The organism is uncultured Oscillibacter sp., from assembly GCF_947654275.1.
Lineage (GTDB): Bacteria > Bacillota > Clostridia > Oscillospirales > Oscillospiraceae > Oscillibacter.
Genome location: NZ_CANTJS010000025.1, coordinates 24,070 through 38,286 on the forward strand (window position 1 = coordinate 24,070; position 14,217 = coordinate 38,286).

Sequence of the window (14,217 nt, forward strand, 5' to 3'; positions counted from 1 at the left end):
AATCAGGCATGGCAGTCAGGCAGACCGCCGTGCACAGGAAAAACAGAATCTGAATGAACAGCGCGTTGGCAGACAGACGTGCGGTGAAGATAGAGCCTCGTTTTATGAGAGAGGCCGATGGCCGTACGCCGTCCGGGATGCGGAATGACCGGTTCAGGGGCGGCGTGCGGGTCTTTTTTGTGCAGGCTCCTTTTCGCACAAGCCCCTTTTCGTGCAGGCACCTTTTCGCACAGGCCCCTTTTTCACTGTGGACTGCCTCCCGCCGCGAACCGGGTGCCGACGTCCTGCCCCTCCACGATACCATAGAGGTCTCCCATCCGCTGCCCGTTGGTAATCACCATGTCGCACCCGGCGTTCATGGCGATACGGGCGGCGGAGAGCTTCGTCGCCATGCCGCCGGTGCCCCGCCAGGTCCCGGCCCCGCCGGCCATTTCCAGAATCTCCGGCGTCAGCTCCGTCACCCGGTGGAGAAGCCGGGCGTCTGGGTGGCTCCGGGGGTCCGCGTCATACAGCCCGTCGATGTCGCTGAACAGCACCAGCAGATCCGCCCGGCACAGCTCCGCCACAATGGCGGACAGGGTATCGTTGTCGCCCAGGACCTTGTGGTGGCCGGTCTCGATCTCGGCGGAGGATACGGAGTCGTTTTCGTTCACCACCGGGATGATGCCCATTTCCAGCAGACTGGCAAAGGTGTTCCGCAGGTGCTCCGCCCGGAGGGGGTCCTCCACGTCGTCCCCCGTCAGCAGAATCTGCGCCACGGTGCGGTTGTACTCGGAAAACAGCTTGTCGTAAATGTGCATCATGCGGCACTGGCCCACGGCGGCGGCGGCCTGCTTCATCCGCAGGGCCCTGGGCCGCTCGTCCAGACCCATCCGGGCCGTGCCTACGGCAATGGCGCCGGATGTCACCAGTATGATCTCGTGTCCGGCGCCGCTGAGGTCCGACAGAACCCGGACCATCTGCTCCATGCTCCGCAGATTCAGACTGCCGGAGCTGTGGGTGAGGGTGGAGGTGCCCACCTTGACTACAATGCGTTGTTTCTGTTCGTTCACAATTTCCTCCTGCCCCAAGGGCATGATTTGCCCCCAGTATAACACGGCAAAGCGGAAAAGGAAAGACCGGAGAGGGAAAGTCCCTTGTAAGGAAAGTGTTGCTGGGATATAACTTCGGCAGTTTCTACAAAAGCATATTGATATATATAGAAACTATCTGCTATAATCAATTCGGCAAATTGGGATTTAAGGGGAAAGAATATGAAAAATTTTTCTATGCCAGAGCATGTTTCTCCGACATTAGAAATAGATGAATTGATGAGGTTGAAACATAGTTTGGAAAAAAATATATCAAGGGAAGCTGCAGAAAGCATACTAAAAGAAATTCCATTATCTGTAAATTCAACGCCGGACATTCGAGCTGCGTGGGTAGAAAAGCTATCTGCTATTCTTGAAAATAGATTTGATAAGGAAACGGTAAAAAACATTCGCCGAGAGTGCTATTGTAATGAAAATGGCAGGTTAGAAGATACAGCAAATAGCTTGAAACAGCTCTATCTCTCTTTAGATAAGGATTTGCATAGATTTGTCAATGCTTTGAATGAAAATGGTGCCGGTTGGTTTATTAAAGATAATCAATTGTATACAAAAATGTTTTCTTGTGAATGTCCTATGTTAGAAAGAGCAAAAAATTCAAATTCATTAACATGGTGTCACTGCACTGCTGGATATAACAAAAAATTATTTGAGATTGTTTTTGAGAAACCTGTCGATGTAGAAATTGTGCAAAGCATACGGCAAGGATTTGATTTTTGCCTTTTAAGAATTACAGTTCAATAAATTCCGATTTATCGGACAGTCATCCATCAACAGGGGATTGCCCGCTTTGGATATTTTGACGCGCGGTTTGACGAAGCGGCTTTTCGTAACACCAATCTGAAAAGGGATGAGGGAAAAAGGCATGCCCGTCTCATAAACTGACAACTTGCACAAACAGTTGTCGGTCAAGTGCCTGTTTAAACTACGGAGAACGCAAGAAAAGGAAATATCTGGATTTCGAAGCCCAGATTTGGAGCGTTTGTTCCATATTCCTGTGCGGAATTACATTTGTGCATAGGGGCTCTGGTGGTATATCTTCCAGAGCCGCCTGCTATTGAGCACAGGCGGAAGCTGGCGGACAAGAAAAAGGCCCTCTATGCCGAGTACCGGCAGGCCCAGCGGGATATGCGGCAAGCCGTGAAGGCATAAAATAAGCAGCTGGAAATATTCCATGAGATATGATATAATACAGAAAACAGTAAAGGCTTTTGAACAACTCAAAAAATGGGATGTGAGCAGTTTTGATTGAGGCATTGGCAGTAATTTCTGTTTTTGCACTTATTTCAGGTATTTTCTTGATTAGGCTTTTTATTGGAGAGAAATTTTTTTTGGGTCGAAAATATTTAAGTCAAGGGTATCAGATTTTGCTGTCACGGAGATTTGACGCATACATAATGGACACATTAGCTGTGTGTTTTGCAAGTCCATTTCTTTTCATCCCGCTGTTCTTCGGAAAATCTGTCTTGTGTGATATGGGAAAAGTAACGATATATCCAATGTTGATTTTATTGGCGGTGACTTTCCTATGCGGGCGGCTACTTGAAAAAAGCTGCGTTTTCTATAATGAGCAAGGGTTATTGATTTCAAAACCGTTCCGGCGTCTCTCATCCGTTCAATGGAGTGAGATTAAAGACATACAAAAGAGGTATACAACTGCACAACTTTACAATGTGCTTGATCAAAACGGACAACGTCTGGCGTGGTTTCCTCTGAACCTTAAAACTCAACCTTTTCTTGAATTAGCCCAAAAGAATGGCATTTCCATTTGCATATCTAAAGAAGATAGTATAGTATTGCATACTTCAAACAAAAAACTGAATGGCACTTTAGGCAGTTGGGATGCTGTACTTGCTCAGTCTGTCTATTCCCAAAATGATATAGCAGCTTTTGTTCAATTTCAAAATTTTAGCGTAGTTTTATTTTTGGACAAACGGCTGAATGAAAACAATGTAATTGCAATCAATCAGGATGGAACAATACGCTGGAAAATTTCAGACATCATTAAGCAAACGGGGCCTATTCCCTATGTTGCCTTGAAACGTGAAAGTGAAAAAACAATCAGCGTTATGGCAGTTATAAGCCATCAGTACCACCGCATCATTTATGAAATTGATGTCTATGAACAAAAGGTTGTTCGTCAACAACCCGATTTCGCTTGCTGAATTTAATAGAAGTTTGGGGAAAATGTCCCAAAGCTGGGGCGGTACTTTTCACAGTGCCGCCCCTGAATTGGATGGATTCATGTCGGATTCATGCATAAGACTGTTCCAATCAATCCGAGCACACCATTTGACATGCCTCCACGCCGGATACCTCTTTAAGTCATATTTTATGGCCGTGCCTTCAAAAATCAGGTTGTCAGTTTCTCCGCCGGGGGCCGCATCATCGGAATAGAGGCTGACAGGCATTCCTTCATAAAATGTAAGTATGCCGCCGGAGCTGTCAGCCTTGGCATCGTCCTTTGACAGCAATACGATGTCATCCGTAACCATTTCGTTTAAATCAACATAAACCCGTGGTTTTTCCATCTTCCAAAACTCCTTATGCGGGACGGTTCATCCGTCCCGCGCCTGCGTTTCTCAGAGCTCCGTGTCCAGCAGCATCCGGACCCGGTTCCACACCGTGCCCTCCCGGGTGGAGGCGTCATAATCCACCCCTACGACCAGCCCCTCCGGCAGCGCCCGCTGCAGCCGGGCATAGACGCCCCTTGCGTAGATATGTCCCGGCAGGCACCCGAAGGGCATGGCCGCCAGGACCTTCCGGTAGCCCGCCCGGACCCAGGCGGCGGCCTCCGCGGACAGCAGCCACCCGCAGCCCAGGGCGCAGCCGGAGGGAAGGGCCATGGCTTTCACCTCCGGATAGGGCGGCAGGACGTCAAAGCCTCCCGCCCGCAAAATCTCAATAAATTTCCGCTGAAAGCCCAGGGCCCAGGCCATGAGGGCTTTCCCGCCCAGCCGAATCAGAAGAGGGCTCTCTTCCAGGTGGGTATCCATATAATAGAGGGCGTACCAGCTCAGGCCGTTGACCCCCACGGCGCAGCCCTGCCGCTCCAGACAGGTCTCCAGATCCCAGTTGCCCAGATGACAATATTTGGTATACAGTTCCCCTACAACGGCCACCTTCTGCACGGGACGCGCGTCCCTGGGCACCGCCTGGAAATCCGCCGCCATCTCCCGGCAGCGGCGAAGAACCGCCGGGGGCAGCAGATTCCGGCCTGTCTCCAGCTCCCGGGAGAGCCGGGCGGTCCAGCGCTGAATCAGGGCATCGGTCTCGCCGGGGCGGGTTTCGCAGGGGCGGACCTGATGTTCCATCAGCATCAGGGCGTCCCCCCAGAAGACCGCCGCCAGGGCCCGGAGGGCCATGCCTGCCCCCAGAGGCAGGGCGTTTTCCCGGTCCAGTCCCCGGGTGTTCAGGCTCAGCAGGGCCACCTGAGAAAAGCCCTCCCGGTCCAGCACCGGACGCAGGAGGCGGATCAGGCAGGACCCCCGGCAGGCGTCGGCGGCCTGGGAAATCAGAACGGCGGTGCGCTCCGGGGCGTACCGCCCGGACCGCAGGGCGTGAAGCACCTGGCCGGCAATGAGGTGGAAGGGGTAACAGAGGTCGTTGTGCAGGTATTTCAGACCCAGTTCCTCGGCGCTCTCCTCCAGCACCACGGCGTGAAAGCGCCGGGACTCAAAGGCCCAGCGAAGCAGCGGCCAGTGATGGTCCAGCAGGGCGGGAATCAGCAGCGTTTTCCGGGCAGACACGGCGGGCCTCCTTTCCGGGGGGCGTTCGGATATCCCGGCGCAGGCCGGGAGGGAAACGGGCGTCTCCCCCTGATTTTCACGGGCTTATTATACCCCTCCGCTCCAGGCGCTGTCCAGCCGGAGGGGGGAAACATGGACATTTTCTATAAACCGGGCAAAATCATCGGATTGTTCCTTGTATATTCCGTCAAAATGTGCTACAATCATTTTTACTAAGAGATAAGGAGGACTCCACTATGAAGCTCAGCTTTTACGGCGCGGACCAGTGTGTCACAGGCAGCTGCCACTGTCTGGAGATCAACGGCAAGCGCATTTTGATCGACTGCGGCCTTCAACAGGGCCGGGACGAGGTATCCAACGGCGAATTCCCCTTCGCCGCCAACACCATTGACTATGTTCTGGTGACCCACGCCCACATCGACCACTCCGGCCGGATTCCCATGCTGGTGAAGCAGGGCTTCCAGGGGCGCATCCTCACCACCCGCCTCACCGCCCAGCTGCTGGAAATCATGCTGCTGGACTCCGCCCACATTCAGGAGCAGGAAGCGGAGTGGAGAAACCGCAAGGGCGAGCGCTCCGGCGCGCCCAAGACAGAGCCGCTCTATACCGTGGAGGACGCGGAGCAGGTCCAGCAGTACATGACCACCTGCGAATACGGCCAGTTTGTGGAGCTCTGCGAGGGCGTGACGGTGGAATTCGTGGACGCGGGGCATCTGCTGGGCTCCGCCTGCATCGCGATGGACCTGACGGAAAACGGCGTGAAAAAGAGCATCATCTTCTCCGGCGACCTGGGCAACGTGAACCAGCCCATCATCCGGGACCCCGTCCATTTCCGGGGGGCGGACTATGTGGTGATGGAATCCACCTACGGCGACCGGAACCACACCGGCGTGTGGAACTACTCTGCGGACCTGGCCCGCATCATCGACGACACCATGGCCCGGGGCGGCAATATCATCATCCCCTCCTTTGCCGTGGGGCGGACTCAGGAACTGCTGTACTTCATCCGAGAAATCAAGGAGCAGGGACTGGTGAAGTCCATTCCGGACTTTGCCGTGTATATCGACTCGCCTCTTGCCCGGCGGGCTACCGCCATTTTTGACAGCGACCTCCGGGGCTATATGGACCTGGAGGCGGTGCAGCTGGTGCGGAAGGGGACGAAAATGTTCCAGTTCCCCAACCTGCACATCACCGAAACCAGCGAGGAGTCCAAGGAGCTGAACATGGACCCCACGCCCAAGGTCATTATCTCCGCCTCCGGCATGTGCGACGCGGGCCGCATCCGCCACCACCTGAAGCACAACCTGTGGCGGCCGGAATGCACCATTCTGTTCGTGGGCTATCAGGGTGAGGGCACCCTGGGCCGGAGCCTTCTGGAGGGGGCCAGGAGCGTGAAGCTCTTCGGTGAGGAAATCGCCGTCCAGGCCCATCTGGAGAACTTCCAGGGCCTCAGCTCCCACGCGGACCGGGATCATCTGCTGGAGTGGATCGGAGAGTTCCAGGCCCCCAAGCCCCAGCAGGTCTTTGTGGTCCACGGCGACCGGGAGGTGGCTCCCTTCTTCGCGCAGGCCCTGGTGAACATGGGCATTCCCGCCCACGCTCCTCAGTATACCGAGGTCTACGACCTGGCCAACAATGCCCTGCTGGAACGGGGCTATCTCCCCGAGCGGAAGGTAAAGGTGGTCAGCGGCTCCAAGCTGAGCCCGGCATACGAGCGTCTGGTCTCCGTGGGCAACATGCTCAACGAGTCCATCCGCCGCAGCAAGGGCCGGGACAACAAATCCCTTGCCAAATTTGCCGACCAGCTGCGCCAGCTGCTTGAAAAGTGGGAAATGTAATGGTATGATAGGCAGAGCGGAAAGTGCGCGGAAAAAGCCCCTAGACCGGGGGCTCGGCCTGCCGAAGCCGTCTTTTCCACAGGCTGAGCAATCTTTCATGCCCTCGTAAAGCCTTGAAATCCTATGGACCGAAAGCGAAAGGAACCCCCTGACGGGTTCCTTTCGCGGCTTTCTTCCGCCCCGAAAAAGAAGAAACCCCCGCGAAACCGGCCGTCTCAAGGGCCCTTGCGGGGATTTTGGAAACACACAGAAAGGAACTCCATTTTATGGAAAAACTCCGGAACAACCAGATTTACACCGGCACGGTGGAGGGCTACTCCAGCGAGGGCCTGGGCATCGTCCGTCTGGACGGCGCAGTGGTGTTTGTGCCCCGGGCCGTCCGGGGGGAGACTGTGGACCTGCGGATTACGCGGGTGATGAAGAGCGCCGCCGCCGGGGAAATCGTGAAAATCCACGCGCCGTCTCCTGAACGGGCAAAACCGGACTGCCCATACTTCGGGGACTGCGGCGGCTGCGACTTCCGCCACCTCACCTATGCCGAGGAGCTATGGGCCAAGCGGCAGCGGGTCCAGGACGCCCTGACCCGGCTGGGCGGGACCGGCGTCCAGGTGGAGGAGATTCTGGGAGCCGGAAATCCGGAGGGCTATCGAAACAAATGCCAGTATCCCGTAAGCGCCGGGGGAGAAATTGGTTTTTACCGGGCCCGGAGCCACCAGGTGGTCCCGGTAAAGCGCTGCCTGCTTCAGCCGGAGGTCTTCGACCGCACCGCCGGAGCCGTGGGGGACTGGATGAAGCGCTATAAAATCCCCGCCTATGACGAGGCCACCGGCAAGGGCCTGGTCCGCCACATCTATGTCCGGGCCAACCGGAAGGGCCAAAGCCTGTGCTGCCTGGTGGTCAACGGAAAGCAGGTCCCCCGGGAACCGGAGCTGGCGGCGATGGTGCTGGCTGCCGCCCCCAGGACGGCGGGCGTGCTGCTGAATACCAACACCAAAAAGGGCAACGTGGTTCTGGGGGAGAAATACCGGACTCTCTGGGGGCAGGATTTTTTGATGGACCGGCTCTGCGGCCTGGAATTCAAGCTGTCCCCTCCCTCCTTCTATCAGGTGAACCGGGACCAGGCGGAAGTCCTCTATGGGAAGGCCCTGGAGTTTGCCGGTCTGACGGGCGCGGAGACCGCCCTGGACCTCTACTGCGGCACAGGGACCATCACGTTGTGTCTGGCGGGCCGGGCAAACCATGTGATCGGCGCGGAAATTGTGCCCGCCGCCATCCGGGACGCGGAGGAAAACGCCCGGCGGAATGGTGTGGAGAATGTGGAATTCTTCTGCGGCGACGCGGCGGAGACGGCGGCAAAGCTGGCGGCGGAGGGACTGCGGCCCGACGTAGTGACGGTGGACCCGCCCCGAAAGGGCCTGGCGCCGGAGGTCATCGCGTCCATTGCCGGGATGGAGCCGGAGCGGGTGGTCTATGTCTCCTGCGACCCCGGCACCTTGGGCCGGGACGTGAAGATTTTCGGCGGATTCGGGTACAGAGCGGTCCGGGCGGCGGCGGTGGATATGTTCCCGGGGACACGGCATGTGGAGACGGTAGTATTATTGTCCAAACTTCGAGCGGAGCATCATATCGAGGTGGATTTGGACCTGGACGAGCTGGACCTGACCGCCGCTGAGAGCAAGGCCACCTATGAAGAAATCAAGGCGTATGTGTTGGAGAAGTTTGGGTTGAACGTTTCCCACTTGTATATCTCTCAGGTCAAACGGAAATGTGGACTGGAGGTCGGACCGAACTATAATTTGCCAAAGTCCGAGGGCCAGAGAGTGCCACAGTGTCCGCCAGAAAAGGAAAAGGCAATTATGGCGGCGCTGGAGCATTTTCGGATGATCGAAGGGAGTGACTGCTAATGGGAAAATTGATCTCCTGTGAATTCAACATGGATACCGTTTGTGTGGAATTGAAATTCGCTGATGGCAGTATGCTCTCTATTGACTGTATTGCTGTGGAGAATGAATTTGCTAAAAATATGTATCAGCAGTCGGAGTTGGACTACTTGATTTACAATGATCCGATTGGTTACGCTGATCTGATCCTCAATGGGGACCCAGAGGAGTATCTGAAAAATGTGACGGATTATTCGCCGTTGGATTAACACAAAAACGCCATAGCAGATGCACTACTGCAAGTATCCTAAAATTTATGTGCTACCAACAATTTTGGGCGAGGGTAGATTGTGTTTATACAATCTACCCTCGATAGTTTTACACTTTATAAGGTGCATTTTCATCTGCAAGTTCTATGCTGTATCGTTCTATTGCGCTGCGATATAGACTTGTGCTTTCATCCTTAAAGCGCGTTTTATTGCTAGATAAATCCTTCAATTTTGAATAAAGGTTGCGATAAATTATTTTATGGGCGGCATGTTGCACAAGGTTTTCATCGTACTCATCCATCTCCGCGTCGTAATCGATAATTAAATCCAACATCTTCAGCAAATCTTCTTTTGTAATCTGATCCAAGGGGACTTTGTGTTCTCCGTCAAGAGAATAATATCCCTTTCCATTCTCAATCAGCAGGCATTTCATATGTTGTCCTCCGTTCAATATAGGCCGGTTCTCCAGCTTCTAAACAATCGAGAAGCACATCGTGTTTGTTAATTACCTCACCACCTAGTTCAGTTAAAACTGCACTTGTGGGAAAGCCGCTAAAAATTTGATAGGTTACTTCGCCAGTTTCACTGACAACTTTTCGTGTATACAAAATATAGTCTGGTTTTACAGATGCGCCAATAGTATTGTTATGGGTAGCAACAACGACAGGTACAATTTGTGAAATGTCCTTGATTAACTTATTCACATCACTCTTTAAGAACAAATTATCAAAGGAAGACTCTGGTTCATCCAATAGCAAAATATCATATTGTGTTGCATCCGCAAGTTGTTCAAGTAAATTGTATTCCGACCGCTCACCGCCTGATGCTCTAAAGCCATACTTGTTAAAAACCTCATATTTAATACTCACAAAATACTTATAGTAATCAGATACCGGCAATTCATCTTTATTTCTCAATATACAAAGATACCTATATGGTTCGTCATATTCTGCAAAGGCATCAGAAAATGTAAGAACCTTCCCACTAAGGTCTTTTAATCCTTTTGCACCTGTAAATGGGCGAGCAGTAGCGACAACATTAAACGAATGTAGTTCTTTGGAGTAAATAACCTTTTCCCTCTTAACAGCATTTGCAATCTGGATGAACCGGTTAACTTTTCTTTTGTTCATCAGCAAATTGTAGAAATCTATGTCTGGAATAGGAATTGCAGCCGTCCGAACTCTTAATTCAGCCTTAATTGCTTCAAGAATGTCATTAAGATAAGCTTTTTTCAAAAGCAATTCTTTTTCTTCTGCGTACTTTTTCATAAGCGCCACTGCAAGGCTTATAAGAGATTGGCGATTGACGAATTGATAGATTATTGAAGCAAACTCTTTATTCTCAATCAAGACATTTACTGCACTGATAAGCCTTTCAAGCGATGACAGATCGCTTGAATCAAAAAGCGGTTCACTGAAAAGGCTTGTCTTTGAAAATATATCCTCCTTATCGGCATCGGAGGCCAATTTAAGTAACACTCTAACATAGTCTTCCAGTGCCGCTTCATCTCTATCTAAATATATGGTTCTAACATCTTCAACCACATTTTTGAATGGCATTAAATATTCTTCTGAAATTGATGCACAACGATTTCTCAATGTCTCTTCAAACTTTTTTTCATCAAGTTCTGCATCTCTTGTCAGTAGAGAAAACTGCCTAATATATTTAGGATTATCCACATTTTTAGAAATTTCATCCAACGTATACGTTTTTCCTGATGACCGCGCTCCCAAAAGGACAGTTAATCCTGTCGAAATCTTTAGCCCATTGCTGAGAATATCAGTAAGTTGATGTCTGTCATCCAAAGAAAGAGCGACTTTGCTTTTATCAGCAAACGCTTGCTTGATAGATGAAATAGAAATCGTGTCAACATCGACATAAGTATATCTTGCAGGAAAAGATGTAAGTCCCCTTTTTATTCTAATATCGCTAAAGAATACAGGGATGAGTTTATCTTCTGCTTTTTTACAGCTTTCAAATTTCTTAATGCTGTTTACTTCTCCACATGTAATAAATTGGGTCAAAAACGGAACTTTATCTAACAGTAGAGCAGGACTTTTTTCATAATGGGGAATTAAAATATATTTATCAACTGATGAAAAAATTTCTTTGAATTGCGATGCGCTTAAATAATCGGTAGCCGTGGAAACCAAGGCACTGACCCTTTCACAACGCACAGCAAAATCAGCAACATCCTCATAGCTGGTGATTACCAGCAGGTGGCCCTTTTCAATGTCAATTTCAATGCCAGGAAATACGGGGATAGACAAATTTCCACATATTGTCTCGTATTGCTGTTTATCAAACTGGTTGTGATTAGTAATAGCGATTGCATCCAGTGACAGTTCGCTTATATAATCAACTAGCACGGATTGGTCAAATGTAAAATCCTGATCACTTACAGTCGCTATCGTATGAATGTGAAAATCTATTTTTTTCATAATGGTACTCTCCTGCAAAGGCAGTTCTAAATGACTTCGCACTATTTGTTCAGAACAATCAAGCCATTCCTATATGTCGCCTCTTCGTCGATTACACTTCTGACACCGCACCTTACAATTCTCCAAGACGGCTCGTGACCTCTATCTAGGGTTGCATTGGTTCTCAATTCTCTCCATATAACGACCGCCTAAGCGCATCACGGTAAACATTCCCCTCTGGTAAATTCAATGAGGAAAACGCCTCTTGCACCTTATAAACTGTCGTACAGTGTTCCTCTATAACCCCCAAAGGCCTGATTTGTCCATCAGTCAGCGGAGCATCGTTTGTGTAGTCATAAGACACAAAATGAATAGAGGCTGGCTGAGTAGGAAAATGCGGCAGCTTCTCTCGACCACCCAACCGACTTAGGACTCTTTCAAATACCGGCTGAGGGCATACAAAGTAAAGACCCGTTCGACACAAATCCTCTCGCTGCAAAACTTGTCCCTTGTAAATTAACTGCGGAATAATCCGCTTTGAGACGTTCTCCCAATTCAAACCTACTGTGCAGGGGACAACCTCTCTGCTACTCTCCAGTGTTTGGCGGGCATCACGGTAGTTTCCAGTTGTATCTATTGTCTGCACTTCAATTGCTGTAAACTCAACCAGTTCACCAGTAGCATCAAGTCGAGCAAGCACCCAATCAACAAAATAGGAGCCTGTCCCTTCTCTCTGCGGAAGGCGAAGTTCCCCGCCCCACCCATGTCCAAAGACAGCAATTGCTCCACCTTCACTGCGTGCTTTATCAACTGCCGCACGACCAGCATATAGGTTTAAGCTCATACCAAAAGCGTTATTTGCAATTGTGTGGAGCATCTTATAGTCCTCCGCATAGATGCGTATTGGACAGCATATTACATTAGGCGACCCATCTGTTTTCTGTCGGATAGCGCACACGCCGGAAACAATGCGGTCACGAGAAAGTATCTTTGTACATTGTGTTCCCAAAAAAGGACACCGCTTTTGGGCTACTGCTGTGAGCGCCTCATTGGAAGCATCCTCAGCCCGATAGCCAAAAAACTCTGCAATATATCCAGCCATATGTTATTTGTCCTCCAGCAATATGGATTTAAGTGTCAGGCCAACCGCTTCGGCAAGAAGTGGCGGTACGGCGTTTCCTACTTGGGCAAATTGTTCTGCCATTGTCCCTGTAAAAATATAGTGGTCGGGAAAAGATTGAATTCTGGCAGCTTCTCTTACCGTGAATGAACGTTCCTGCTCATAGTGAAAGTATGCTCCCCAGTGCGGATCACATTTTGTAAGTATTGTGGACGCAAGCCCATCAGGAGTTACCCTGCCATATCGCTTGGTATGGTCTCCCCTGTTGGCGCGCTTCATTCCTTTCGGCAATAAATCTTCTGGAATATCCGTCCAATTTCCTCCCGGTTTAATATGCTTCAGCCGCTCCAAATTTATCTTTGACAGGCGTGGAGCTTCATGGTTATACACACCGGGACTGCCAATTCTTAGCCTGCGTTGGTAATCGCAGAAAGGTTCAGAGATATATTCTTTTACCTCTGTGCCACGTTCTCCACATATGAGTAGCGGCAAGTCGCCAATGGCTTCTCTCACGGTGGTAAATGCGGCTGAAACTTCCGGCGCAGGAAGTTTAACAAGCATTTGCCCATCAAATGTCGTTGTGAAATTTGGCCTGATTGGTGCGTGGTAAATCGGTTCGGGAAATGCAACAGACGGAAGAATTTTCCCTCTTAATCCAAGAATGATTGTACGCCACCGCATTTGGGGAACACCATAATACGCTGCGCCCAAAATCCTGACATCAGCACCGTATCCTAATTGAGCAAGAGCGTCCAAGATGGCGTGTAAAGTAGCTCCGTGTTCAAATGACACCAGGCCAGGAACATTTTCTATCAATACTGCTCTTGGAGCGAATATGTCCACAAAACGCAAGTATTCCTTAAACAAATGATTTCGCTGATCCAATACACTGCGCACAGGGGCATTGATAGAAAATCCCTGGCAAGGCGGACCACCCGCTAACAGATCCAGCTGTCCGCGCTCTAACCCTAAATCAGATAGAACCTCTCCAGCATCAAGCGAGCGGATATCTGCGGTAAAGACTTTAGCCCCCGGGTGATTCAGTTTATAGGTGTTTGCATAAACAGGCACAATTTCGGATGCAAAGAGGCTGTGAAAGCCAGCTTCAGATAGTCCCTCTGAAAGCCCACCTGCGCCAGCAAATAAATCCAACATCGTAAGCGTATTGTTCACCATAACACCACCTCTTTGCTGTTCAATTCTTCTTGTTTGCTATATTACCACAAAATAGTACATTATGCAACGGGGCATATTACATAACAGCACAAGATATCGGATCAATGATATGGACAGCTCTATTCAACTTTCGAGCATACCTCACCGTCATCGCCGTCCCTCCCCTCCACTCACCGTTGTAGACAGCCAGCAGGCAGGTGGTGTGATCGACCAGATAGCGGTTGCGCTTCAGCATACAGCTCTTGCTGTACTTGCGGCTCACATATACGACCTCATCTGCCTGCTCCAGAATAGAAAAATAGAGTTCCCGTGCTGAAGCCGACCACTCATCTGCCTGTCCCTCGCAGGGCAGGACACAGTGGAGCTTCAGCGCGGGATTTTCTTTTTTCAAGGCGAGAACCGCCAGCGCTGCCCAAGTGTCTGTCCCTTCCGCCATGCCAGAGAAGAAGTCCGTATAACCGGCGTCCACCAGCTTGGTAATTTCAGTAGTGAGTGCTTTTTTCAGGGCAATACATCTGGCGTCCGCTTCGTTATAGCCCCACGGAAATTTCTGCGGACGATGGCCCGTGAACGCGCAGCATTTCTCAAGCATTGATAGTTCCTCTCCTGACTTTAATTTGTATATGGGGATTATATCCCCTTAACACTGGAGATTATAACCCCCATACTGTTTTGTG

Annotated in this window: 14 protein-coding genes; 6 read left to right on the forward strand and 8 right to left on the reverse strand. The window is 50.7% G+C overall.

The genetic code is table 11. The features are described from left to right. Positions 1-242 precede the first annotated feature (242 nt). Complete coding sequence (gene proB, locus Q0063_RS08240) at positions 243-1,052, reverse strand: glutamate 5-kinase (protein WP_297871503.1); 810 nt, start codon at positions 1,050-1,052, stop codon at positions 243-245. A gap of 201 nt (positions 1,053-1,253) precedes the next feature. Here proB and Q0063_RS08245 point away from each other — a divergent pair, with 201 nt between their 5' ends. From Q0063_RS08245 to Q0063_RS08255, 3 genes are all read left to right on the forward strand, one after another. Next, positions 1,254-1,832, forward strand: a complete 579-nt coding sequence (locus tag Q0063_RS08245; RefSeq protein ID WP_297871504.1) for a DUF6144 family protein — start codon at positions 1,254-1,256, stop codon at positions 1,830-1,832. A gap of 285 nt (positions 1,833-2,117) precedes the next feature. Next, positions 2,118-2,240, forward strand: a complete 123-nt coding sequence (locus Q0063_RS08250) for a hypothetical protein (RefSeq protein ID WP_297871516.1) — start codon at positions 2,118-2,120, stop codon at positions 2,238-2,240. A 92-nt stretch (positions 2,241-2,332) separates the two neighbouring features. Beyond that, complete coding sequence (locus Q0063_RS08255) at positions 2,333-3,253, forward strand: hypothetical protein (RefSeq protein WP_297871505.1); 921 nt, start codon at positions 2,333-2,335, stop codon at positions 3,251-3,253. Between the two features lie 48 nt (positions 3,254-3,301). Here the strand turns inward: Q0063_RS08255 and Q0063_RS08260 are convergent, their stop codons facing one another. Then, positions 3,302-3,619, reverse strand: coding sequence for a hypothetical protein (locus tag Q0063_RS08260; protein ID WP_297871506.1), 318 nt, complete (start codon positions 3,617-3,619; stop codon positions 3,302-3,304). A gap of 51 nt (positions 3,620-3,670) precedes the next feature. Continuing rightward, positions 3,671-4,837, reverse strand: coding sequence for a hypothetical protein (locus Q0063_RS08265; protein ID WP_297871507.1), 1,167 nt, complete (start codon positions 4,835-4,837; stop codon positions 3,671-3,673). 236 nt (positions 4,838-5,073) lie between these two features. Between Q0063_RS08265 and Q0063_RS08270 the strand changes: the two genes are divergently transcribed. From Q0063_RS08270 to Q0063_RS08280, 3 genes are all read left to right on the forward strand, one after another. Continuing rightward, the gene (locus Q0063_RS08270) at positions 5,074-6,675 is read left to right on the forward strand and encodes an MBL fold metallo-hydrolase RNA specificity domain-containing protein (protein WP_297871508.1); all 1,602 of its coding nucleotides are present in this window, start codon (positions 5,074-5,076) and stop codon (positions 6,673-6,675) included. A 266-nt stretch (positions 6,676-6,941) separates the two neighbouring features. Continuing rightward, a complete protein-coding gene (gene rlmD, locus Q0063_RS08275) occupies positions 6,942-8,579 on the forward strand; it encodes a 23S rRNA (uracil(1939)-C(5))-methyltransferase RlmD (RefSeq protein ID WP_297871509.1) in 1,638 nt (545 codons plus the stop codon). Further along, positions 8,579-8,824, forward strand: a complete 246-nt coding sequence (locus tag Q0063_RS08280; protein WP_297871510.1) for a DUF6061 family protein — start codon at positions 8,579-8,581, stop codon at positions 8,822-8,824. Before rlmD ends, Q0063_RS08280 begins: the two co-directional genes overlap by 1 nt. A 109-nt stretch (positions 8,825-8,933) precedes the next feature. Here the strand turns inward: Q0063_RS08280 and Q0063_RS08285 are convergent, their stop codons facing one another. The 5 genes from Q0063_RS08285 to Q0063_RS08305 all read right to left on the reverse strand — a co-directional run bounded on the left by Q0063_RS08285 (position 8,934) and on the right by Q0063_RS08305 (position 14,132). Continuing rightward, on the reverse strand, positions 8,934-9,257 hold the full coding sequence (locus tag Q0063_RS08285) for a hypothetical protein (RefSeq protein ID WP_297871511.1): 324 nt from the start codon (positions 9,255-9,257) through the stop codon (positions 8,934-8,936). Continuing rightward, positions 9,238-11,265 carry a histidinol-phosphatase gene (locus Q0063_RS08290; RefSeq protein ID WP_297871512.1) on the reverse strand — a complete coding sequence of 676 codons (2,028 nt, stop codon included), beginning with the start codon at positions 11,263-11,265 and terminating at the stop codon, positions 9,238-9,240. The genes Q0063_RS08285 and Q0063_RS08290 overlap by 20 nt, the downstream gene beginning before the upstream one ends. A gap of 163 nt (positions 11,266-11,428) precedes the next feature. Further along, positions 11,429-12,346 carry a NotI family restriction endonuclease gene (locus Q0063_RS08295; protein ID WP_297871513.1) on the reverse strand — a complete coding sequence of 306 codons (918 nt, stop codon included), beginning with the start codon at positions 12,344-12,346 and terminating at the stop codon, positions 11,429-11,431. Between the two features lie 3 nt (positions 12,347-12,349). Then, the gene (locus tag Q0063_RS08300; protein ID WP_297871514.1) at positions 12,350-13,540 is read right to left on the reverse strand and encodes a DNA cytosine methyltransferase; all 1,191 of its coding nucleotides are present in this window, start codon (positions 13,538-13,540) and stop codon (positions 12,350-12,352) included. A 76-nt stretch (positions 13,541-13,616) separates the two neighbouring features. Then, entirely contained in the window at positions 13,617-14,132 is a 516-nt protein-coding gene (locus Q0063_RS08305; RefSeq protein ID WP_297871515.1) for an SLOG family protein, read from the reverse strand. Positions 14,133-14,217: the final 85 nt, after the last annotated feature.